The following is a 22,563-nucleotide window of genomic DNA, read 5'->3' as shown; positions in this document are numbered from 1 at the left end:
ACAAATAAACCGACCCCCAAAAAGTTAGACGGATATCTAACCTTAAGGCGGTCGGTTTTTTTAATAGCCAAAGTTCCCGTTGATTAAAATGACGTGAATTCTGTTTGGATCAAACTGCCAACCGATTTTCACATAAGCACTACAGATGCGGTCTTTGTGCTTACAGTCCATGCAAACGCCTGTTTTTGCACAGGGTGTATTTCGGTTTAATCTGACTGCATTTGCTGGGGCAGCTTTATGACGGAGTCTGATTTCAGCCGCTTCCATGTCTTTGACAATTTTATTTGTTCCAGCAATCAAAAAGACTTTATCAGGTCCATAAATTATGGAAGCTACTCGGTTTCCGAGACCATCAATATTATAGAGCCACCCATCTTCGGTAATAGCATTTACACTTGAAAAGTAGGCATCTGCCGAGAATGATTTTCGGTAAAGGGCCTTTGTGTCTTCAGGCGTTAACCCTTCAGCATATCTGTCCCAGAATTCATAAGTTCCATTTCTTAGAAAATCAATGGTTCCAGTTTCAAACAAGGTCATAGAGCCCCCAACTGAAACGGTGGCACCTTCTGGAACGAGAGATGCAATTAACCTGTGAAGGGCTTCAGGTGTTTCGACAAAATGACCTGTGATTCTATTTTTTTCAAGCTGAGCCAGCGTTTTTTCGATTCTTGAATCCATACGTTTTCCTCCTCTTTATCTTTTAAGTTAATTTTATAGGAAATTGAGCAATAGGTCACCCCCTGTTCATAAAAATTTAATGGAATAGCGGTTATTTTGTGGCTCGAAATGGGGTATAATATTAAAAGTCTATATAAAGAAAGAGTGATGATGATGAAAAAATGTTCTGAATGTAAAAAAAATGTCGCTATTATGCGTACGGCAAAAATTGAAAACGGAAAAACTGAATACGTAGACTTATGTCTGGAATGCGCTCAAAAAAAAGGTTACCCAGTAATGGATGAAATAATGAATCAAATTAATCTAAGCCCTGAAGAAATGGATAATTTATCCAAGCAGATGAACCACTTGTTTGATCATGTGTCAAATGATGAAGACAATCCATTGATGCAGATGATGCAATTTGATGCTGAAGCTGATGAGGATCAAGATGAAGGCCAGTACTTTGAAGAGGAAATGGATGCTTTTGAGGAAGATTTCTATGAGTCTTATGCAGATGGAGAAGAAGCAAAGCACCATAAATCGAATAAAAAAGGAAAGCGAATGAAGCTTAAAACACTGGAAAAATACGGTACTAATCTGATTGAAAAAGCAAAAAACGGTGAGATTGATCGGATTATTGGAAGGCAGCGTGAAATTGACCGTGTTGTTCAGATTTTAAATCGACGCGGGAAAAACAATCCGATTCTTCTAGGTGAACCGGGTGTGGGCAAAACAGCTATAGCTGAAGGATTGGCTGTGAGAGTTGTCGAAAAAGCCGTTCCAGAAAAGTTACTTGAGACTGAAATCTATTTGTTGGATATGACCTCAATTGTAGCTGGCACTCAATTTAGAGGTCAGTTTGAAGGCCGAATGAAATCCATTATTTCTGAAGCATCGAAGCATGGCAATGTGATCCTTGTCATAGATGAGGTTCATAATATTATGGGCGCAGGAGAAGTTCATGGCGGTGTTATGAATGCTGCCAACATTTTGAAACCTGCCTTGGCGCGTGGAGAAGTTCAAGTTATTGGTGCAACAACATTAGAAGAATATCGAAAGCACATTGAAAAAGATGCTGCGCTTGAAAGAAGATTTCAGCCAGTTCTTGTGGATGAACCAACTGTTGAAGAAAGTATTGAGATTCTTAAAGGCATTCGAGACTATTATGAAATCTATCATAAAGTTGCAATATCTGATGACGTCATAACATCGGCAGTAAGAATGTCTGAACGGTATATTACAGATCGATTTTTGCCGGATAAAGCAATTGATGTTATTGATGAAGCCGGGTCAAGGGCGAATCTTATGAATCAAGGTCTTGTGGAAATCAGTGCCCTAAAAGAGGAACTGGAGCGGATTGAAGCCGAGCGGTCTGAAGCTGTCTCTGCTGATGATTATGAACGGTCAGCTGAATTGCGTATGGCGAGTATTCGAACTTCTGAAAAAATCGAAAAACTTGAATCTGAATGGGCCCATCGTGAGTTATCTGTTGAAGATATTGCTTATGTTATAGAGGCGTGGACAAAGATACCTGTCCAAAAAATTACGGAAGAAGAGGCGGAGAAACTCCTTAATTTGGAGTCTAGATTGCATCAGCGGGTCATTGGTCAAAATCATGCAATTGAAGCCATAGCAAAAGCCATTCGTAGGAGTCGGTCTGGATTTAGGCGCAAGCGTAAGCCGGCATCTTTTGTGTTTGTAGGACCGACAGGTGTTGGGAAAACCGAACTTGCCAAAACACTTGCCGAAGAACTTTTTGGAACTGAAGAAGCTATGATTCGTATGGACATGTCAGAATACATGGAAAAACATACGGTTTCTAAATTGATTGGTGCGCCTCCAGGCTATGTTGGTTATGAGCAAGGCGGTCAGCTTACTGAAAAAGTACGTCGCAAGCCATATTCTGTCATTTTGTTAGACGAGATAGAAAAGGCACATGGGGATGTCTTTAACGTGATGCTCCAAATTCTTGAAGATGGACGGCTTACAGATGGTCAAGGCAGAACTGTGTTTTTTGAAAATACAGTAATTATAATGACGTCAAATGTTGGTACGAATTTAAAGTCTTCTGGTATCGGATTTGGTGCTGGAACTGGAGAGCATCAGGAACTTAAGATTAGGGAAATGTTAAGGGAAACCTTCAAACCGGAATTCTTAAATCGAATTGATGATATTGTTGTGTTTAAGTCACTTAGCAAAGCAGAATTAAAACAAATTATAGAATTGCAGCTTGATGAAGTGAACGCTGAAGTTAAAGATAAGCAGATGTCACTTGAAATTTCAGATGAGGTCAAACAGTTAATTCTTGAGCGTGGCTTTGATGAAAAGTACGGCGCACGTCCATTAAGACGAACCATTCAAAAGTATATTGAAGATGAAATTGCAGAATTGTACATCCGCAAGATGTTGGCAAAAGGAAATACCTTAAAGGCCGTGTTGGAGGATGAGCACGTTAAAATTAAAGTCAAAGTATAGGAGTCTATATGTTTATCAAGATGGAGATTGAAGGAAAAGAACAATTTTTAAAAGACACGTACCCCCTAAAAATACGATATGCTGGGGCTAAATCTCCATATGTAAAACAGGTGGATCAGATTAATAACAACAAAAAGGGCAATCCTAGACAGTTGATTCCAGTTGAAGGGATTTGGGCAAATCAGTTTGTCACAGACTACAGTTTGACGGTTGAGTATTTGCTCTTATCTGTTGAAGAAATCGTTACTCCGGAAGCCTACCAAATGATGATTGCTTTGATTGAAATGGCACCTCAAGTTTACTTGATTTCAAAAAAAACGATGCAGCAGATATCAGAAAGTGGCAATCCAGCAGGCATGATTAGTGTGTGTGAATTTCCCAAACGGTCTTTAAATCAATTGGCGTTAGGGCCGAATAGTTTGATTGTGGTGATGGATGGACTTGAAATACCTGGAAATGTGGGAACCATTACACGGTCCGCTGATGGGACAGATGTGGATGCAATTATAATCACCAATCGAAAAACTAGGTTGACGCACCCAAAATTTATAAGGAGCTCTCAGGGGTCCTGTTTCAAGGTGCCGATTGTAGAAGCCACCTATGATGACGTTTCAGAATGGTTGATGAAGCGAAACTATCAAATTGTTCTAACAGATACGGATGGGGCAGCACCCTATTATGAGCCAGAGTATTCAGGAAATGTTGCAATTGTAATGGGATCAGAACGACATGGGATTTCAAGAGAATGGTACAATCAGCCCTATCAAGCCGTTAAAATTCCCATGTTTGGAGATTGTGATTCTTTAAATGTTGGCATAGCGGCAACGGTGATTTTATATGAAGCAACCTTAAAGCGAAAAGGGTTTTTAAAAAGAAGATAGACGCCAAAAACGCTCCCGAAAGTGGGAGCGTTTTATTGATTAAAAAGTCATTGATTTTAGGGCACCACGTTTGATGTCTTCAAACATGATGTCTGTAGGAACCATGCTGCCACCGGTTGCCCATGAGATGTGTGTTGCATTTTCCATTTTATCAAGCAATTGATTCTGCACCAAAATTTGAAAGGCGTTTTCATTATAAAAAAGGCGCATAGGACCGAGTAATCCTGCAAGTGCTGAAGGTTCGAGGTCGATGGATTCTGTTTCGTGAAGCACATAGAGTGTAAAGAACAGGCGGTCATCTGAAATGGTATAAATGCCATCAATTATTGGTGCCATGGCTTGACCTGCAAAGCTTGAGGCCTTGCCTACTGCGAGGCCATCTGCATCTGTTTGTAAGTCGATACCTATGTCGGCAACATCGATTTCTGAATACTTCTCTGTAGCCATTCCAAGAAGCATACACGGGGCATGGGTGGGTTCGGCTAGAAAAATATAGACATCCTTACCAAAGACTTCTTTAAGGCCATGGGCAATGCCACCTGGCGCGCCACCAACACCACAGGGTAGGTATACAAACAAAGGGTGGTCAGCATCAACAGGTATTTTTTTCTGTTTCAGCTGATCTTCTAGGCGTAATGCCGCAACTGCATAACCTGTAAACAAATCCCGTGAGTTTTCGTCATCTACAAAGTAAGTGTTTTTCTCATGGGAGGCTTCATGTCTTGCCCTTGCCACAGCTTCAGAGTATTTAGCGTCATGAAGAATAACTTGGACACCCATGGATTTAAGTTTTTCGATTTTCCATGTTTTTGCATCTTTTGACATATGTACGCTTACATTGAAGCCCAAGGCCCGTCCAATCGTTCCAATACTAAGGCCTAGATTCCCAGTTGAGCCTACAACAAGTGTATGCTTACTGAAAAAATTTTTAAAAGCATCGGTGTGGAAGGCAAAGTAGTCGTCTGAAAGGGTTATAAGGCCAGCTTCGAGTGCCAATCTTTCTGCATATTTTAAAATCTCATAGACGCCACCACGTGCTTTTATAGACCCTGAAATTGGGAGGAGATGATCTGCTTTGAGGTACCAATTGCCAACAACCCGGCCACCAAGAAGGGGGATAACACCATTCTGAAAAGCGGGAATATGCATGAGAGGGGATTCAATCAACCCCTTAATTGGCTGTGTTTCGGGAAAAGCCGATTCAAAGAAAGAACTGAATTTTCGAAGTAGGTTATCCGCATTTTGTATATCTTGAAGGGTGGGGACTTTAATCTCTGACGTTTTATGGACGTTTTTATTCAGGTTAATCCAAAGTGTTTCCTCATAGGATTTTAACTGATGAATCAACTGTTCGTTTGAAATCATGTGTGGGCCTCCTTGTGTTATTACTTTCATGGTATCAGATAATGATAGGATTTAAAACCTGTTTTTTAATGGTATAATAAGATAAAAAAGGAGGCGTGTATGAAATATAGGCAAACCGTTTTGATGGCTTTAAGCTTAGGAATTATTATTTTGTTTTTTATGCCTTGGGTGGTGATGCAAGAAGGGTTTGATATGTTTGCAGAATCAGAAAATAGTGGGTATTCAGGGTTTGAACTTGTTAGAGGCATTCAATATGCCGCCCCTTTGGTATCGTCATTTGGAAATGCTTATGGGTTTCCACTTGCATCAAAACTGATTTATCTGGGATATGTCTTATGGTTGATTCCAATTTTGGGAATCTTAGCGATTGTGTTAAGTGGTCTTCGGAACCGGGCAGCGTATAGGATTCACAGAATTCAGTTTATAGGGGTTGTGGTTTTAGGTGTGTTAGCTGTGGTTGGTGTCAGTGTAAACGCAGATATTCGCGAACTTTACACCTCTGTCTTATCAACAAGCTTGTTTTTTTGGTTAATGTTAACCTTTGGCCTACTGGGCATACTTGTATCTCTAAAACAAGAAAAAAAGCGTTAAAAAGACTCGGTAGATTTGGAATTAAACTTCCAATCCACCGAGTTTTTTACTAAATGCGTTCTTTTGGTGTGTAGTGCGTGTGCAATAATTTATGTGCTTTTTCAGAATTTGGTTTCCCTAAATAGTCTTTATAAAGTTTTAAGATATATGGATTTTCATGGGATTTTCGAAGTTTTTTGTTGTGGTCTTCTTGATAAATGGCTTGCTGTCTGAGTTTGATAATTTCCATATCGCCGTGGTGATAGGGTTGTCCGCCACCGCCGATACAGCCACCGGGACAGGCCATAATTTCGATTACATCAAACTTGGAAACACCATCTCTTATATCGTTCAAAAGTTTTCTCGCATTTCCAAGACCATGTGCGATTCCAATTCTTAAATTCATATCGCCAACTTTTACAGTGGCTGAACGGATGCCTTCCATGCCACGGAGTTGCTTAAATTCAACTTTTTCAAGTGTTTCATGAGTCAACCATTCGTATGCTGTACGTACAGCAGCTTCTATAACCCCACCAGTTGTTCCAAAAATCACAGAAGCACCTGTACTTTCACCAAGAAGTTGATCAAACTCAGAGTTGGATAAACCTTCAAAATCAATTCCTGCAATTTTTAACATCTGACCAAGTTCGCGTGTGGTGATTACAATGTCCACATCGCTGTGTGCATCTTTAGTAAGTTCTGGTCTGGCAGCTTCTGCTTTTTTTGCAAGGCATGGCATAACGCTGACGGACACGATATTTGCAGGATCTAGATCTGCTTTTTCTGCATAGTAGGATTTAATCATGGAACCCAGCATAATTTGTGGCGATTTACAAGTGGATGGAATATCCAGTAAATCCGGAAATTGGTGTTCAAAGAATTTTACCCAAGCAGGGCAGCAGCTTGTGAGCATTGGTAAAGTCCCGCCATTTTGGATGCGGTCAATGAGCTCAGTTGCTTCTTCCATAATGGTTAAATCAGCGCCAAAATCTGTGTCAAACACAGAATCGAAATTCAAGGCTTTTAAAGCACTTACCAATTTCCCAGTTGATATGGTGCCTGGTGGCATGTCAAAGAGTTCGCCAATGGCGACGCGTACTGCAGGTGCCACTTGAACCACAACGTGTTTGGTCGGATCATTGAGTGCATTCCAGACTTTTGATGTGTTGTTGACTTCTGTTAAAGCGGCCGTAGGACAAACGGCCACACATTGGCCACAAAAAGTACAGGAAGTATCTGCCATATCGAGATTGAAGGCAGGGCCTACAAACACATCAAATCCACGATTAACAGCGGATAAAATGCCACAGGTCTGTACCTCGTTGCACATGGTTTCACAACGCCTGCACATGATGCATTTGTTTGGATCTTTGATTAAAGCGTATGATGACGTGTCCATTGGATAATTCATCTTTTCGCCAGTATATTGAATTTCTCTGATTCCAAGTTTTTGAGCCAATGCTTGAAGGTCACACTCTAAATTTTTAGCACAAGTAAGACAGTCAAAAGGATGATTGGATAGCAAAAGTTCCACAGCGGTTCGTCTTGCATTAATGGCACGCATGGAGTCGGTTCTAATGACCATTCCTTCTGTGCAAAGTTCGGAGCAAGAAGGGACAAGCGCAGGCCGGCCTTCCACTTCAACCATACACACTCTACAGGATGCCGTTTGATTCACGATTCCGAAATCATCGAGTTTTAAATGACAGAGCGTTGGAATGTCAAGATTAACGACTTTTGAAGCGTCAAGTATGGTTGTTCCTTCAGGAACCTGAATGGATTGGCCGTTTATTGTAATGTGAAGCATTTTCATATAAGTTCCCCCTTTCTACGGTTTAATAACTGCATCAAATCGACAGGCAGTATAGCAAGCACCACAAGCGATACATAAAGATTCATCGATGATGTGGACTTCTTTCGGCTTGCCTTCAATGCAATTTACCGGACAAACCCTAGCACAAGCGGTACAACCGATACATTTTTCCGGGTCAATTTTATACTTAGAGAGTGCTTTGCAAGCGCCAGCAGGACATTTTTTGTCGACAATATGTGACAAATATTCATCATAAAAATACTCAAGTGTACTTAAAACTGGGTTGGGTGCTGTTTGACCGAGGCCACAAAGGGCACTGTCTTTAATTGTTTGGCCTAAACTTCTCAATTTGTCGATGTCTTCCATGGTGCCTTTGCCTTCCGTTATTTTTTCTAGGATTTCGTACATGCGTTTAGTTCCAAGCCGACAAGGGGTACATTTCCCACAGGATTCATCTTGTGTAAAGTCGAGATAGAACTTGGCAATATTCACCATGCAATCGTCTTCATCCATAACAATCATTCCACCAGATCCCATCATGGAACCAATCGCTTTAAGGCTTTCATAATCAATTGGTGTGTCTAAATCTAAGGCTGTAATAACACCACCAGATGGACCGCCTGTTTGAACAGCTTTAAACGCTTTTCCATCTATGATACCACCGCCAATGTCATAAATAATTTCACGAAGTGTTGTTCCCATAGGCACTTCCACAAGACCGACATTGTTTACTTTTCCAGCAAGCGCAAAGACTTTAGTGCCTTTGGACTTTTCTGTTCCAATGGATTGAAACCACTCAGCACCTTTGAGAACAATAGGTGGCACATTGGCAAAAGTTTCGACATTGTTTACTGAAGTTGGCTTTTTTTGGTATCCTTCTACGGAAGGATAAGGCGGTTTTTTAGTGGGTTCCCCACGATTCCCTTCAACTGAATGAATGAGCGCTGTTTCTTCGCCACACACAAAAGCGCCGGCACCTAATTTTATTTCGATATCAAAATTGAAACCGCTCTCAAAAATATCTTTTCCAAGAAGTCCGTAGTCTCTAGCCTGGCTTAGTGCAATTTCAAGACGTTTAATTGCAAGTGGGTACTCGGCACGGATATAGACAATGCCATTTGAAGCGCCTATGGCATACCCTGCAATGGCCATGGCCTCAATCACAGAGTGTGGATCTCCTTCGAGAATCGATCGGTCCATAAAAGCGCCTGGATCGCCCTCGTCTGCATTGCAAATAACATACTTTTCATCAGCGGGTGGTTTTCGGGTGAGTTCCCATTTTAAACCCGTGGAAAAACCACCACCACCACGGCCTCTTAAACCACTGGTTTTAACAAGATCAATCACTTGATCTGGACTTAATTCGGTGACTGCTTTTCCAAGTGCTTCGTAGCCACTAAATGCTATGTACTCGTTGATGTCTTCTGGATTGATTAAGCCACAATTGCGTAGTGCAATTCGATATTGTTTTTTATAAAACCCCATGTCATCATGTTTGGGGAGTGTCTTTTTGGTTTCAGGTTCTTTGTAGAGTAAGCGTCCTACAGTTCTGCCTTTGATAATGTGTTCTTCTACAATTTCTCTAACATCATCAAGGGTGACTTTTACATAGAAAACATTATCGGGATGTATTTTTACAATAGGTCCTTGACCGCAAAATCCAAAGCATCCAGTCTTGATAACTGCAATTTCATCTTGATAGTCTTTTTCAATCAATACTTCCTTAAATTTGTCCACAATTTCCAAACTTTGAGATGAAACACATCCTGTTCCGCCACAAACCATGATGTGTGTCCTTTGTTTAGCCATACCCCCACCTCCTTATAAGGCACTGTTAAATGTTTTAATCAAGACATAATTGTCTAGAATATTTCCGTTTTGAATGTGTTCATCGAGGATTATTTCGACAACATCTCCTTTGACATTTCCATAAATGATGGGTTCTTTTCCGGGGATGTTTACTTGAACGGTGGGCTCGCTGTGACAGTAGCCCATACATCCAACTTGGATTACTTTGATGTCTGTAAGGGATTTTTCGTCGATTAAGTCAATAAATGCGTTTAAAACATCTCGACTGCCTGCAGCAATACCACAAGTCGCCATACCAACCAAAATTTCAATTGTCTGATCAGCACTTTCGCCTGAAGCTCTAAGTTTAACCTTCTTGATATGTGCTTCTCTGATTTTTTTCAGTTCCTCCAATGATTTTACTGGCATTTCCTTCACACTCCTTTTTGTACTTTACAGGCCGTAATTATTTTGGAAACGTCTTCTGGTTTAACATGACCATAAACTTTTTCGTTAACCATGACAACAGGCGCTAAGCCACAAGCGCCAATGCAACGCACATCTTTTAATGTGAATAAGCCATCTTCAGTTGTTTCGCCATTTTTTACCCCCAACTGATTTGAAAATTCATCCATCACTTTGTCAACGCCTTTGACAAAACAAGCTGTCCCCATGCAAATGTTAATGGTGAAATCCCCTCTTTTTTTCTGTGAAAAATAAGAATAAAAACTGACTACCCCATAAACACGCGCAGCGGGAACACCAAGTTTTCGTGCCACATAAAGCTGTAGATCACTTGGGAGATACCCAAAGAGCGATTGCGCTTTATGTAGGACAGAAATTATCGCATCTTCTTTGCTGGTTTGGCTGTCGATAAAGGCATCCAGTTCAGCACGCTTTTCTAAAGCGTTTTCCTGTGCAAAAATATCCGACATTTAGAACCATCCTTTCGTAAAAGTAGTTAGAAACACGCACTATTTTTTTGAATATTGTGACAATTATAGTATATCTTTTTGAACGCTTAAATGGAATGGGAGATTTTTATTTAACGGATTGTTTAGAGTTTGTCAATTTGATATAATGCTATTAAAAGATGAGGAGGTATTCTATGAGTCATAAATTTTCTGTCGTTTTGGTGGCATATAAAGAAATTACACCAGAAGTAGAATCTGTTATTAAGGCGCGAAGTATTCGGACGATTGATGAGCCATCCGATTTATTGAATATTGGGAGTTATGGCAGGCAATTTGATCAAAACAGCCGATTTGGGGTTTATTTAAAATGGTATCAGGAAAGCATTGCAAAGTATTTGGGTTTGGGATATAAAATAGAAGTTTTGGAAATTCCATATTCTTCAACGCAGTCAACACTTGAAGTTTTAAATGAAATTGATGCGCGTTTGGGAGACCAAGTATTGGTTATAGAGCATGATGCATTTTAGTCCAGAGAATTTTCTCTGGTTTTTTTTATAGGAGGCAAACACGTGAATTACAAATTAACATTGTCGTATGAGGGCACCCGTTACAAAGGTTGGCAAAGGCTAAAAAACAATCCTGATACCATTCAAGGAAAGCTCGAGGAAACTTTATCAAGATTGTGCCATGAGGCAATTGAAATCAATGGATCTGGGAGGACTGATGCTGGTGTTCATGCTTTGAATCAAGTCTGTAATTTTAAGACCAATTTTAACTGGCGCCTAGATGATCTTAAAAATCAACTGAATCGATTTTTACCAGAAGATGTATCTGTTCTTAATGCTGAAAAAGTAGACGAAAGATTTCATGCCCGTTTTTCCGCAAAAACTAAGACGTATGCTTATCGCATATGGACTGCGGAGTATAGACCGGTTTTTGAGCGCAGATGGGTTTATGCCAGTCAGGAGGGAAAACTTGATGTAAATGCGATGGAAACAGCAGCAAAGGTGTTGGTTGGAACGCATGACTTCAAGCCTTTTTCTTCAGATCGAACAAAAAAGTCGACAGTAAGGACCTTATACCAGATTGATTTTGAAGAAACAGAAACAGAACTCGTTATAAGATACACCGGAGATGGGTTTTTGCATAATATGGTCCGCATACTGACGGGTACTTTAATTGAGGTAGGTCAGCACAAACGAGAGGCGGTTGATCCCGAATCGGTTCAAGACCGCTCCGTTTTAGGATTTACGGCACCAGCTTGTGGACTAACCCTTGAGTCTGTGAAATACTAAACTTTTATTTCGATTCACGTAAGTTTTGGGTATAATACCTTTATAGTGATGAAAGGGGTATAAAAATGAAGGCACTTTATTTGGATTGTTTTGCGGGTATTAGTGGTGATATGACACTGGGCGCTTTTGTAGATTTGGGTGTTTCATATGATCTGCTGTTAGAAGAACTTGCTAAATTGGGACTTGGTGAAGAATACCGTCTCGAAATGAAAAAAGCAGATAAGCACGGGATTTTTGGAACAAAAATTACAGTAATTGATTTAAACGCACACACGCATACACACGACCATGACCATACACACGACCATGACCATACACACGACCATGACCATGGCCACAGTCATGTTGGCAAAAGAGACTATGCAGAAATTAAAAAAATCATTGCAGCCAGTAGATTGTCGGATTCGGTTAAGCAAACAAGCTTAAAAATATTTGATTTTATTGCAACAGCAGAAGCAAAAATTCACAATAGAACGCCGGACACAGTTCATTTTCATGAAGTCGGGGCAATAGATTCAATTGTGGATATTGTTGGAAGCGCTATTTGTTACCATACGCTGGGCATTGAAAAGGTAATGGCTTCTACAGTGGAACTGGGCAGTGGTTTTGTAAAATGTGACCATGGTCTTATGCCAATACCTGCTCCTGCAACAGCAGAAATTCTAACAGGTATCCCAGTGCGTTCTAATGTTGGTGGAATGGAAATGACCACACCGACTGGTGCAGCTATTCTAAAAAGCCTAGTTACAGAGTTCACAGACGCAAAGGAATTTACGATTGAAAAAATTGGATATGGACTTGGTATGCGAGATCTCGAAATTCCCAATCTTTTACGGCTTATGATTGTGGAAATTTCGGGCAAAAAAAAAATCTGACCAATGGCTGATTGAAACAAATATAGACGATATGTCGGCTGAAATGTATGGCTATGTAGAAGAAAAACTTTTCGAAGCGGGTGCGCTAGATGTTTTTAAGACACCGATTGTTATGAAAAAAGGACGCCCTGCGGTTAAACTCTCAATTTTGGCAAAGTCAGATGAGATTGATTTGGTTGAGACCATTATTTTTAAGGAGACCACAGCGATTGGCACAAGAAAGTATCCTGTAGTAAAGCATAAATTGGATCGTGTTTATGAAACCGTTGAGACAGATTTGGGTCCTGTGACGGTAAAGTTTGCTTATCATAAGGGCACTCTAGTGAATTGGAAGCTCGAATATGAAATGTGTCGTAAAATTGCAGTGCAAACAGGAATGCCATTAAAAGAAGTGTATCAGATTTTGGAAACTGAAATAATCAATCGAAAGGGACTAAAATGACTTTAGAAGTGCTAAGAAAAAAAGTATTAAAAGTAGATCGATTATGTGTTCAATTGGCACAATATGATGGGCTTGCAATTGCCTTTTCAGGTGGTGTGGACAGTGTATTTTTGGCCTATGTTGCCAGCAATATTCTTGGGGAAAAGGCAGTTGCACTGACTGTTGAAACCCCCTATATGGCAAAATGGGAAATTCAGGAATCTGAAGAGTTGGCGACGTTTATTGGGATTTCTTATACACGGATTCAACTGCCACTTCATCCTTCGCTTATGAACAATCCTTCGGACAGATGCTATTTGTGTAAGAAAATTCTTTTTAATCAGTTGATGGCCTCTGCAAAAAATATGGGCATAAAAAATCTCGCAGATGGGTCAAATGCAGACGATACAAAAGATTATAGGCCCGGAATGCGTGCGCTCACTGAGCTCGGTGTCAAAAGCCCACTTCTTGAAAGTGGTATCACAAAAACAGAGATTAGAGAATGGTCTAAAGCGCTTGGTCTTAAGACATGGAATAAACCAGCTTACGCCTGTCTATTAACGCGTTTGCCCTATGATATGCCGGTAGAACTTAATGCCCTTGAAATGATTGAAAAAGGGGAAAAATTTTTTCACAATTTGGGTTATAAGGCAGTTAGAGTTAGAAAGCATGGCGATTTAGCACGGATTGAAATTGACCCAGATAGAATTACGGATTTAATCCAAAATGACAGTATCGGCAGGATTGTTGAAAATTTTAAGGCATTTGGATTTAAGCACGTTACGCTGGACCTTCAAGGGTATGTTATGGGAAGTTTTAACAGTGATTTGATGAAGGGAGCCCCTAATGAATCAAATGGAAATTGAAAATCTGTTAAATGGCATCAAAAAGGGAGATGTAGAAGTTGCAGATGCATTAAAACAACTTCAGATGCTTCCGTTTTCCGATTTAGGATTTGCCATGATAGACAATCACAGAGAACTTCGGGTTGGCTATCCGGAAGTGGTTTATTGTGAAGGTAAGACGGTTGATCAAGTTACGGACATCGTTGAACATTTAAACAGCAAAAAAGTAAATGTGCTTGCAACTCGAGCCTCTTACCACATGTATGAAGCTGTTATCAAACGCGTTCCAAGTGCAGTTTATAATCCGCTTGGTAAAACCATCGTTGTTCAAAATAAAAAAAAGAAAGAAACAGAAAGTTACATTGCTATTGTGGCAGCAGGCACATCTGATTTACCAGTTGTAGAGGAGGCATTTGAAACGGCACGAATTTTAGGCAATCGGGTAGAAAAAATTGTAGATGTAGGGGTTGCGGGAATTCATAGACTTTTTTCAAAGATGGATCTTATTCGGGGTGCAAAAGTGGTTGTTGTTGTGGCTGGAATGGAAGGGGCTCTTGCAAGTGTCGTTGGTGGACTGGTGGATAAACCTGTTATTGCAGTGCCTACAAGTGTTGGCTATGGAACTTCATTTAATGGGATTAGTGCCCTTTTAACCATGCTAAACAGTTGTGCCAGTGGGGTTACAGTTGTAAATATAGACAATGGATTTGGTGCAGCTTATTCAGCCTCTATGATTAATCAATTGGATTAAATGTAACGTATGTTACGGAAATCTTCTTTTATTTTTTGTATGCTTTCTTTGGAAATAAACAAATTAAATGCAGAAATGAAAGGGGTATTCCATTATGAGTATGTTTTGTTATCAGTGTCAAGAGGCAGCTGGCGGAAAAGGCTGTACTAAAATTGGTGTCTGTGGAAAGACAGACGACGTTGCCAATCTTCAGGATTTGTTAATTTACACATTGAAAGGACTTTCTGAGTTCAACCAACAGGCACGTAAAGCAGGCATTAATAAGCCAGAAGCAGATGCTGTTATTTTAGATGGTTTGTTTGCAACCATTACCAATGCAAATTTTGACCACAATGCAATTGCTGCAAAAATTACCGGTGCAATTCAAATGCGAGATGCGGTGAAAAAAGATTTGGAAACAGCCGGAAAACTTGATTCAAAAGTTTATCATGATTCCGCTGTATGGACAACGCCAGAGAGCGCGTATCAGACAAAAGCAGATTCTGGCATGGTGGGCGTTTTGGCCACTGAAAATGAAGATGTAAGAAGCTTAAGAGAACTTATAACTTACGGTCTCAAAGGTATGGCGGCTTATGCAGAGCATGCTGCGAACCTAGGATTTATAGATTCTGAAATATATGATTTTATTGAAAGAGCCTTACTTGCGACATTAGATGATACTTTGTCAGCAGATGAGTTGGTGGCATTAACACTTGAAACAGGTAAGTATGGGGTCAATGTAATGGCATTACTGGATAAAGCCAATACTTCCAGTTATGGAAACCCTGAAATTACTGAAGTTAATATTGGCGTTAGAAACAAGCCTGCGATTTTGATTTCAGGTCATGATTTGAAAGATATGGAAGAACTTCTGGCACAAACAGAAGGCACAGGTGTGGATGTTTATACGCATAGTGAAATGCTTCCAGCCAATTATTATCCAGCGTTTAAGAAATATGATCATTTTGTAGGAAACTATGGAAATGCTTGGTGGAAACAAAAAGAAGAGTTTGAGAGTTTCAATGGACCTGTACTTTTCACAACAAACTGTATTGTACCACCTGCAGCGAGTTATAAAGACAGGATTTATACAACAGGTTCAGCCGGATTTGATGGCTTCAAGCATATCCCTAACCGTGTAGACGGAAAGGCAAAAGACTTCAGTGAGATTATTGAGCATGCTAAAAGATTGCCTGCACCAACCGAAATTGAAACGGGCACGATTGTTGGTGGATTTGCACACAATCAAGTGATGGCTTTAGCAGATAAAGTAGTAGACGCTGTAAAATCAGGTGCAATTAAGCAGTTCTTTGTAATGGCAGGGTGTGATGGTCGAATGAAATCTAGAGACTATTACACAGATTTTGCAAATACAATTCCAAAAGATACAGTTATTTTAACTGCGGGTTGTGCAAAATATCGATATAACAAATTACCTTTAGGGGATATTGGTGGCATTCCAAGAGTTTTGGATGCAGGTCAATGTAATGACTCCTATTCACTTGCAGTAATTGCACTTAAACTTAAGGAAGTCTTTGAATTAAACGACATTAATGAACTTCCAATTTCTTATAATATTGCTTGGTACGAGCAAAAAGCTGTTATCGTTCTTTTGGCCCTTTTATACCTTGGTGTTAAGAACATCAAACTTGGACCAACACTTCCGGCCTTCTTGTCACCAAATGTTGCAAATGTTCTAGTGAACACATTTGGAATTAGTGGTATTAATACTGTAGAAGAAGATATTGTCGAATTTCTTGGCTAATTGATTTTCTCGCCCCTGAATCGTCTGATTCAGGGGTGTTTTGTTTACAAAAATATAACGTTAGACGAATTGTAAAATGGCATAGATTCCGTTATACTGTAGCAAATGGAGGTAGGACATGAATCGAGACGTTAAACTCATTATATCTGATCTTGATGGCACATTACTGGGAAAAGACCATCAACTGAGTGATTACACAAAAAAAGTAATCCGAGCCTTGGATCAATCAGATGTACACTTTTGGATTGCAACTGGGCGTCATCATTGTGATGCTATGAATATAAAGAAACAGCTTGATGTAAAGGCACATGTTATTTCTTCAAATGGGGCAACAATTGCCAATGAAGAGGGTGAGCTAATTGAGCAAGAAACAATCCCTCGGGAGATCGTTGAAAAAATACTGGCATTGCCCGTACAAGATGGTGTTTTTCAAAATCTTTATCAAGGGAATTTGTGGTTGATGGAAAAACCAGATGAAGTATTTTCCAGTTACTATACACCAGATGATTTTAAGTATACGCTTTGCCAATTTGAGTCGTATTTGGATCAGCCAATTAACAAAGTATTTTTCACATCATTTTACAATGAAAGATTGGTCCCAATTGCACAAGAAATTCAAGATCGATATGGCGATTTTGTAGAAGTGACTTTTTCAATGAATGAATGTTTGGAAATAATGCCTAAGCACGTGAATAAGGGCACTGCAATTGTAAAACTTTTAAACAAAATGGGGCTAAAACCCAGTGAAGTAGTTGCGTTTGGAGATGGTTTAAATGACTATGAAATGCTTCAAGTTGTTGGGAAAGGCTATGTGATGGCCAATGCGCATCCGAAATTAAAAAGTTTGTTACCAGGACACGATATTGCAGGCGACAATGATGAAAACGCTGTTGCAAAATGGATTGAATCCATGCTGGATTTAAGTGAAATCATAAGCGCATAAGACATCCGCATAAAACATCCGCATTGAACACATCTATGTGTTTTATGCGGATGTTGTTGTATAATGGATTAAGGGAGGGCTTTATGACGATTGAAGTGACTCAAGAAAACTTAATAAAGCGTTTGGGGCCTGGAAGACATTTGATTGTGACAGATGCAAACGTTGAGGCTTATTATGGGAAGCGATTTCCCGGCATGGATAGATTTGTAATTGCGCCTGGCGAAGTGTCTAAAAGTATAGAGACATATGAACGTTTGATTGCCTACATGCAGGAAAAAGGAATGACTCGAGGCGATTACTTGATTGCACTTGGTGGTGGTGTTGTAGGAGACTTGACTGGATTTGCAGCTTCTACTTATATGAGAGGTGTTCCTTATATTAATATTCCTACGACGCTTCTTGCTATGGTGGACAGTAGTGTAGGTGGAAAAACAGGCATTAATATGGGGAACGCTAAAAATGCTATAGGAAGCTTTTATAACCCTACTGATATTTGGTTAGATGTTGGTTTTTTGGAAACCCTTCCTAAGCGCGAATTTGCTTCTGGTATGGCAGAGATTATAAAATATGCAATTGGATTTGACCCTGAGATGATTCAGCAGATTCAAGCTATGGACTGGCCTTTTGATGAGATGAAAAACAATCGTGAACACATAGAGGCCTTAATTATAAAATCCATTGCCATTAAAGAGAAAGTCGTCGAAGATGATTTTAGGGATTCTGGCAATCGTCAAAAGCTGAATTTTGGACACACACTTGGGCATGCAATTGAAGCCTATTATGGGTTTAAAACGTACACACATGGAGAAGCTGTGGCGATTGGAATGGCCTATCAATTGAAGCAGGCAAACCAACTGGGACGCCTGTCAGATTCGGCTTATGAAACGTGTATGGCTTTGTTTAACAAGTTTAATCTGCCGGTTGATCTGAGAGTGCCTGACCATATCTGTGGTGTTGCCTGGCATGTGGCTAAAGACAAAAAAAGAAAGGCCACGCATATTCATACCATTCAACTTGAAAAGTTAGGCCAGTTACAGATTATCCCTGTGGATTTCACAGTGTTCATAGATAACCTTGGCTGTGATTTGAAAATAAAAATTGCAACGGTTGCCCCGAGAAAATTAAGCGGCCATATTCCTGGCATTCCAAGCAAAAGCATAGCCCATAGGGCAATAATAGCTGCGGGGTTATCGGAAACGCCCACTTTGGTTGGCCCCATTGTTATGTCAAATGATATGATGGCGACATTAGAAGGTATGAAAGCACTTGGATCCGAAATTGTACTCTCAAAAGATGGCTATTACAGAATTCATAAAAAATCAGGTGACGTAGAAAATGCACTTATTCAGTGTAGAGAATCGGGATCAACACTTCGATTTCTCATGCCATTTTGTTTTTTGGCAAAGGGTGGTGTGACCTTTACCGGTGAAGGCAGGTTAAGTGATCGGCCTTTAACACCTTACTATAAAGTGTTCGATGAAATGGAAGTTGCATATACCACAGCAGATGGTGGCTTACCAGTCACAGTTGAAGGCAACTTAAAACCTGGATTGTATGAGATCCCAGGCAATATAAGTTCTCAATTTGTAACAGGGTTATTGATGGCACTTCCTCTTTTGGATGGTACGTCCATAATTAAGCTGACAACACCTTTGGAATCAAAAGGATATGTGGATTTGACTTTGGAAGTTTTGGATCACTATAATGTTAAAATTTTTCAAGACTCTGAATTAACTTATAGAATTCCAGGAAACCAACACTACGAGGGGCAGGACTTTTATGTTGAGAGTGATTACTCACAAGCTGCTTTTTGGATAGGGGCAAACGCTCTTGGTTCTAATGTAAAAGTGGAGGGCTTGAATGAAAAAAGCCGACAAGGCGACCGGGTGATAGACACGGTCCTTAAATCTTTTGCTTGTAAAGAACGTACGATTGACTTGTCTAACTGTCCTGATTTATTGCCTATACTATCTGTTGTTGCAGCGGTTACACCAGGGAAAACGACTTTTGTTGGTGGCAAACGGGTACGCTTAAAAGAGTCGGACAGATTGCATGCCATGGCGGTGGAACTTGATAAAATGGGTGCAAGTATTGAAGAGACACCAGATGGACTTGTGATTTCCGGTCAATTGGCACTAAAAGGCGGTCACGTTTGGTCTTGGAACGATCATCGTGTGGCAATGGCACTGGCAATAGCGGCCACAAGATGTGAAACTGAAGTTGTGATTCACGGAAGTCAATCGGTGGATAAATCCTATCCGAATTTTTGGGAACATTATCGTGTTTTGGGGGGTGAGGTAAATGTCCAACACATTGGGGAAACTGTTTAGAATTTCAATATTTGGAGAGTCGCATGGTCCTGCTGTTGGCTGTGTTATTGATGGTTTGCCTTCAGGCAAAAAAATGGATACAGACCGGATTAATCAGCGTTTAAATCAGAGAAAAGCAACCTCAGGCGGGTTAACAACAGGACGGATTGAGCCGGATACCTATCAAATTTTAAGTGGACTCTATAAGGCGCATACAAGTGGGACACCGCTAACGGTTTGCTTTGAAAATACCAACACAAGATCTCAGGATTATACGAAATTTGAGACCGTTTTTAGGCCAAGTCATGCAGATTATTCAGGGCATAAAAAATATTATGGCTTCAATGACCCTAGAGGTGGTGGACATTTTTCAGCAAGGTTAACCGCACCAATAGTGTTTGCCGGTGCTCTAGCGGAACAGCTTTTGGATGAAATGGGCATTTCTATATGGGTACAAATACAAGCTGTTGGGGGTATTTCAGGGAAGTCATTTTTGAATTTGACAGAAGCAGAAGTTTTAGCCATAGACCAATCCAAGTATCAGATGCAAGAAAGTTGTGAAGCGTCTATGATAAAAGAAGTTCAAGATGCCAGTGCAGAGAAAGATTCCGTAGGTGGTCTTGTGGAATGTATGATAACAGGTGTCCCAGCTGGTTTTGGTGACCCTTTCTTTAACTCAATTGAAAGTGAACTTTCCAAAGCGATGTTTTCGATTCCAGGTGTTAAAGGCATTGAATTTGGATCAGGGTTTGATTTGGCCCACATGAAGGGATCGGAAGCGAATGACCGGTTTATAAAAGATGCAGATGGTGAGATTAAGACGCAGTCTAATCATAATGGGGGCATAAGTGGCGGCGTTTCAAATGGGATGCCCGTTGTTTTTAGATGTGTTTTTAAACCCACTGCTTCAATTGGGAAAACTCAAGAAACACTGGATTTTAAATCTGGTGAAACAACAGAATTGGTTATAGAGGGCAGGCATGATCCAGCTATAGTTATGCGTGCACCAGCTGTGGTGCGTGCAATGGTTGCACTTGTTTTTTATGACCTGTATCTTGTGGATCGGGGGATTTATGGCAAGACCAGAAAATGTTAAATTTGGCGTGCTTGGTAAAAACATTGGCTACAGTTTGTCTCCTAAAATACACAAGGCTGTTTTTGAAGTCTTAGGCATCCAAGCGGAATATGATTTGATTAACTTTTCTAAAACTGACTTAAGCAAAGCGGATATCGATGAGATTAAACACCAGTATAAGGGATTTAATGTAACCATTCCATTTAAAGAGAAAATAATGCCTTTTTTAGATGAAGTGACAGAGGACGCTTGGAAAATTGGAGCCGTGAATACGGTGCGTGTTGAAACTAAAGGACTTGTGGGTTACAATACAGATTATATAGGGTTTAGAGTTTCACTTGAAAGAGCTTTTGATTGGCCTATTGAATCTGCAATCGTCTTAGGCACAGGTGGGGCTGCCAAAATGGCGGTGGCAGTTTTGAAAGATTTGAAAGTCAGGACAATTTTCACAGTAACGCGTGAAAAAGGAGGTATACTAGGCACACAGACACTTTCTTATGAGAGACTTGAAGCACTATGCCCACGCACAGATCTTTTAATCAATGCCACACCAATTGGCTCGGTTCAGTATAAAGATCAAATGCCCATAAGTGAAGCTTTGTTAAAAAAGCAGAAAGGCGTTTTTGATATGGTTTATGTCCCTGAAAAAACAAAACTCCTACAGCTTGCGGAGACGTTAAACATACCCCGTATCAATGGGTTTAATATGTTATTGATTCAGGCAGTTGCAGCAGAAAGCATTTGGCTTGAGAGGGAACTGGATGTTATGGCACTTGTTGAGGCAATCGGGCCTAAATGCAAATAAAGTGAACACAACAGACAAGTTGTTCAAAAAGTGTACATGATTTTGTACACACTTTGGACAACTTGTTTTTATTTGTGACACATTGGATTTGTGAAAAGGCTGTTTTCAATTTGTACATAAAAATTTTACCTTTGGCATGGGACTTGCTTTAGTATAAGACACGATAAAAAATAAATGGAGACCTTATGATTCAGTCAATTTCAGAAAACGAAATCATGAAAGCCTTCGATTTGATTATTCCAATTCTAAATGTCCTTTTTGAAGATCAAATGATGATTGGAATAAACAATACGGAAAGATGCCTTAAATTTTACAATGGAGATGTTGGCGTCGTTCAGTCAGAAGAGCAAGCTTTACTTAAAAAGGGATCGGCAGCTTATGACAGCATTCATACTGGGAAAATTGTTAAAAAAGTAATTCCAAAAGAGGTTTTTGGTTTTCCGTATAGGGCTATTGGCTATCCAATTCGGGATGATACGGGAAATGTTGTTGGCGCAATTGGCTTTGGCATCAGTTTGGAAAAGCAAAATGCAATTAAAGAACATAGCAATTCATTGTCAAAAACATTGGGTGATGTTCTTTATACAATAACACATGTCTCTAAAGGGATCGAATCTGTTGCAAGTGTCAATCTTGAAATTGAGCAGGATGCTGCAGAGGCGCGCGCCAGTGCTGATAAAACAGATAACGTTTTAAAATTCATTGGCACCATAGCCAATCAAACGAATTTGCTTGGTTTAAATGCTTCTATTGAGGCAGCCCGGTCGGGTGAACAAGGACGTGGATTTGCTGTTGTCGCAGAAGAAATACGAAAATTGTCACAATCCAGTAAAGAATCAGCAGATTTAATTAAGTCCACATTGGAGCAGATGAATGCATCTATTGCGGATATTGAAAACAAAATTAATGCGAATAATAGTATTTTTGAAAAACAATCTAGTGAATTAAAGGCCATTGTAGCATCCATTCAAAAATTGGAGCAAAGCGCTGATTCGCTAGATCAACTTGCAAACATGTTTTAGAAATTAGCAGAA

19 protein-coding genes and 1 pseudogene are annotated in these 22,563 nt (G+C 40.0%); 14 read left to right on the top strand and 6 right to left on the bottom strand.

Going from position 1 to position 22,563, the window contains the following annotated elements; all coding sequences use genetic code 11:
- Window positions 1-60: 60 nt before the first annotated feature.
- Window positions 61-678 (bottom strand): lactate utilization protein, encoded by a 618-nt coding sequence (locus JOC49_RS07895; protein WP_204664096.1) that lies wholly within the window; start codon window positions 676-678, stop codon window positions 61-63.
- 153 nt (window positions 679-831) lie between these two features.
- On the opposite strand from JOC49_RS07895, the gene JOC49_RS07890 reads away from it, so the two are divergent.
- On the top strand, window positions 832-3,135 hold the full coding sequence (locus tag JOC49_RS07890; protein ID WP_204664135.1) for an ATP-dependent Clp protease ATP-binding subunit: 2,304 nt from the start codon (window positions 832-834) through the stop codon (window positions 3,133-3,135).
- 8 nt (window positions 3,136-3,143) lie between these two features.
- Window positions 3,144-4,016 carry a TrmH family RNA methyltransferase gene (locus JOC49_RS07885; protein ID WP_204664094.1) on the top strand — a complete coding sequence of 291 codons (873 nt, stop codon included), beginning with the start codon at window positions 3,144-3,146 and terminating at the stop codon, window positions 4,014-4,016.
- A 39-nt stretch (window positions 4,017-4,055) separates the two neighbouring features.
- Here the strand turns inward: JOC49_RS07885 and JOC49_RS07880 are convergent, their stop codons facing one another.
- Window positions 4,056-5,381 carry a D-serine ammonia-lyase gene (locus JOC49_RS07880; protein WP_204664092.1) on the bottom strand — a complete coding sequence of 442 codons (1,326 nt, stop codon included), beginning with the start codon at window positions 5,379-5,381 and terminating at the stop codon, window positions 4,056-4,058.
- Window positions 5,382-5,480: 99 nt separating this feature from the next.
- Here JOC49_RS07880 and JOC49_RS07875 point away from each other — a divergent pair, with 99 nt between their 5' ends.
- Entirely contained in the window at window positions 5,481-5,972 is a 492-nt protein-coding gene (locus tag JOC49_RS07875) for a hypothetical protein (RefSeq protein ID WP_204664090.1), read from the top strand.
- Between the two features lie 49 nt (window positions 5,973-6,021).
- Here JOC49_RS07875 and JOC49_RS07870 read toward each other — a convergent pair whose 3' ends face one another.
- From JOC49_RS07870 to JOC49_RS07855, 4 genes are read right to left on the bottom strand one after another with little or no spacing between them, the layout of a single operon-like run.
- A complete protein-coding gene (locus JOC49_RS07870; RefSeq protein ID WP_204664088.1) occupies window positions 6,022-7,764 on the bottom strand; it encodes an NADH-dependent [FeFe] hydrogenase, group A6 in 1,743 nt (580 codons plus the stop codon).
- Between the two features lie 15 nt (window positions 7,765-7,779).
- Entirely contained in the window at window positions 7,780-9,573 is a 1,794-nt protein-coding gene (locus JOC49_RS07865; protein WP_204664086.1) for an NADH-ubiquinone oxidoreductase-F iron-sulfur binding region domain-containing protein, read from the bottom strand.
- Window positions 9,574-9,585: 12 nt separating this feature from the next.
- Window positions 9,586-9,981 (bottom strand): (2Fe-2S) ferredoxin domain-containing protein, encoded by a 396-nt coding sequence (locus tag JOC49_RS07860; RefSeq protein WP_204664084.1) that lies wholly within the window; start codon window positions 9,979-9,981, stop codon window positions 9,586-9,588.
- Between the two features lie 5 nt (window positions 9,982-9,986).
- Window positions 9,987-10,487, bottom strand: a complete 501-nt coding sequence (locus JOC49_RS07855; protein WP_204664082.1) for an NADH-quinone oxidoreductase subunit NuoE family protein — start codon at window positions 10,485-10,487, stop codon at window positions 9,987-9,989.
- A gap of 173 nt (window positions 10,488-10,660) precedes the next feature.
- On the opposite strand from JOC49_RS07855, the gene JOC49_RS07850 reads away from it, so the two are divergent.
- The 11 genes and pseudogenes from JOC49_RS07850 to JOC49_RS13375 all read left to right on the top strand — a co-directional run bounded on the left by JOC49_RS07850 (window position 10,661) and on the right by JOC49_RS13375 (window position 22,551).
- Window positions 10,661-10,993 carry a hypothetical protein gene (locus tag JOC49_RS07850; RefSeq protein WP_204664080.1) on the top strand — a complete coding sequence of 111 codons (333 nt, stop codon included), beginning with the start codon at window positions 10,661-10,663 and terminating at the stop codon, window positions 10,991-10,993.
- A 42-nt stretch (window positions 10,994-11,035) separates the two neighbouring features.
- Window positions 11,036-11,761: a tRNA pseudouridine(38-40) synthase TruA gene (truA, locus tag JOC49_RS07845; RefSeq protein ID WP_204664078.1), complete on the top strand. Its 726-nt coding sequence runs from the start codon at window positions 11,036-11,038 to the stop codon at window positions 11,759-11,761.
- Between the two features lie 65 nt (window positions 11,762-11,826).
- Window positions 11,827-13,078, top strand: a pseudogene (larC, locus tag JOC49_RS07840) (nickel pincer cofactor biosynthesis protein LarC).
- Window positions 13,075-13,923, top strand: coding sequence for an ATP-dependent sacrificial sulfur transferase LarE (gene larE, locus JOC49_RS07835; RefSeq protein ID WP_204664076.1), 849 nt, complete (start codon window positions 13,075-13,077; stop codon window positions 13,921-13,923). The pseudogene larC and the gene larE overlap by 4 nt, the downstream one beginning before the upstream one ends.
- Window positions 13,904-14,653 carry a nickel pincer cofactor biosynthesis protein LarB gene (gene larB / locus JOC49_RS07830; RefSeq protein ID WP_204664074.1) on the top strand — a complete coding sequence of 250 codons (750 nt, stop codon included), beginning with the start codon at window positions 13,904-13,906 and terminating at the stop codon, window positions 14,651-14,653. Before larE ends, larB begins: the two co-directional genes overlap by 20 nt.
- Before the next feature lie 94 nt (window positions 14,654-14,747).
- Window positions 14,748-16,397, top strand: a complete 1,650-nt coding sequence (hcp, locus tag JOC49_RS07825) for a hydroxylamine reductase (RefSeq protein WP_204664072.1) — start codon at window positions 14,748-14,750, stop codon at window positions 16,395-16,397.
- Window positions 16,398-16,515: 118 nt separating this feature from the next.
- Window positions 16,516-17,340: a Cof-type HAD-IIB family hydrolase gene (locus tag JOC49_RS07820; protein ID WP_204664070.1), complete on the top strand. Its 825-nt coding sequence runs from the start codon at window positions 16,516-16,518 to the stop codon at window positions 17,338-17,340.
- A gap of 83 nt (window positions 17,341-17,423) precedes the next feature.
- Window positions 17,424-19,670 carry a 3-dehydroquinate synthase gene (gene aroB, locus JOC49_RS07815; RefSeq protein WP_204664068.1) on the top strand — a complete coding sequence of 749 codons (2,247 nt, stop codon included), beginning with the start codon at window positions 17,424-17,426 and terminating at the stop codon, window positions 19,668-19,670.
- Window positions 19,642-20,745: a chorismate synthase gene (gene aroC / locus JOC49_RS07810; protein ID WP_204664066.1), complete on the top strand. Its 1,104-nt coding sequence runs from the start codon at window positions 19,642-19,644 to the stop codon at window positions 20,743-20,745. The genes aroB and aroC overlap by 29 nt, the downstream gene beginning before the upstream one ends.
- Window positions 20,723-21,529 carry a shikimate dehydrogenase family protein gene (locus JOC49_RS07805; protein WP_204664064.1) on the top strand — a complete coding sequence of 269 codons (807 nt, stop codon included), beginning with the start codon at window positions 20,723-20,725 and terminating at the stop codon, window positions 21,527-21,529. Before aroC ends, JOC49_RS07805 begins: the two co-directional genes overlap by 23 nt.
- A gap of 185 nt (window positions 21,530-21,714) precedes the next feature.
- On the top strand, window positions 21,715-22,551 hold the full coding sequence (locus JOC49_RS13375; RefSeq protein ID WP_204664062.1) for a methyl-accepting chemotaxis protein: 837 nt from the start codon (window positions 21,715-21,717) through the stop codon (window positions 22,549-22,551).
- Window positions 22,552-22,563: the final 12 nt, after the last annotated feature.

This window comes from Fusibacter tunisiensis, from assembly GCF_016908355.1.
GTDB lineage: Bacteria > Bacillota > Clostridia > Peptostreptococcales > Acidaminobacteraceae > Fusibacter_D > Fusibacter_D tunisiensis.
This window is presented reverse-complemented; position numbering and strand designations above follow the sequence as displayed.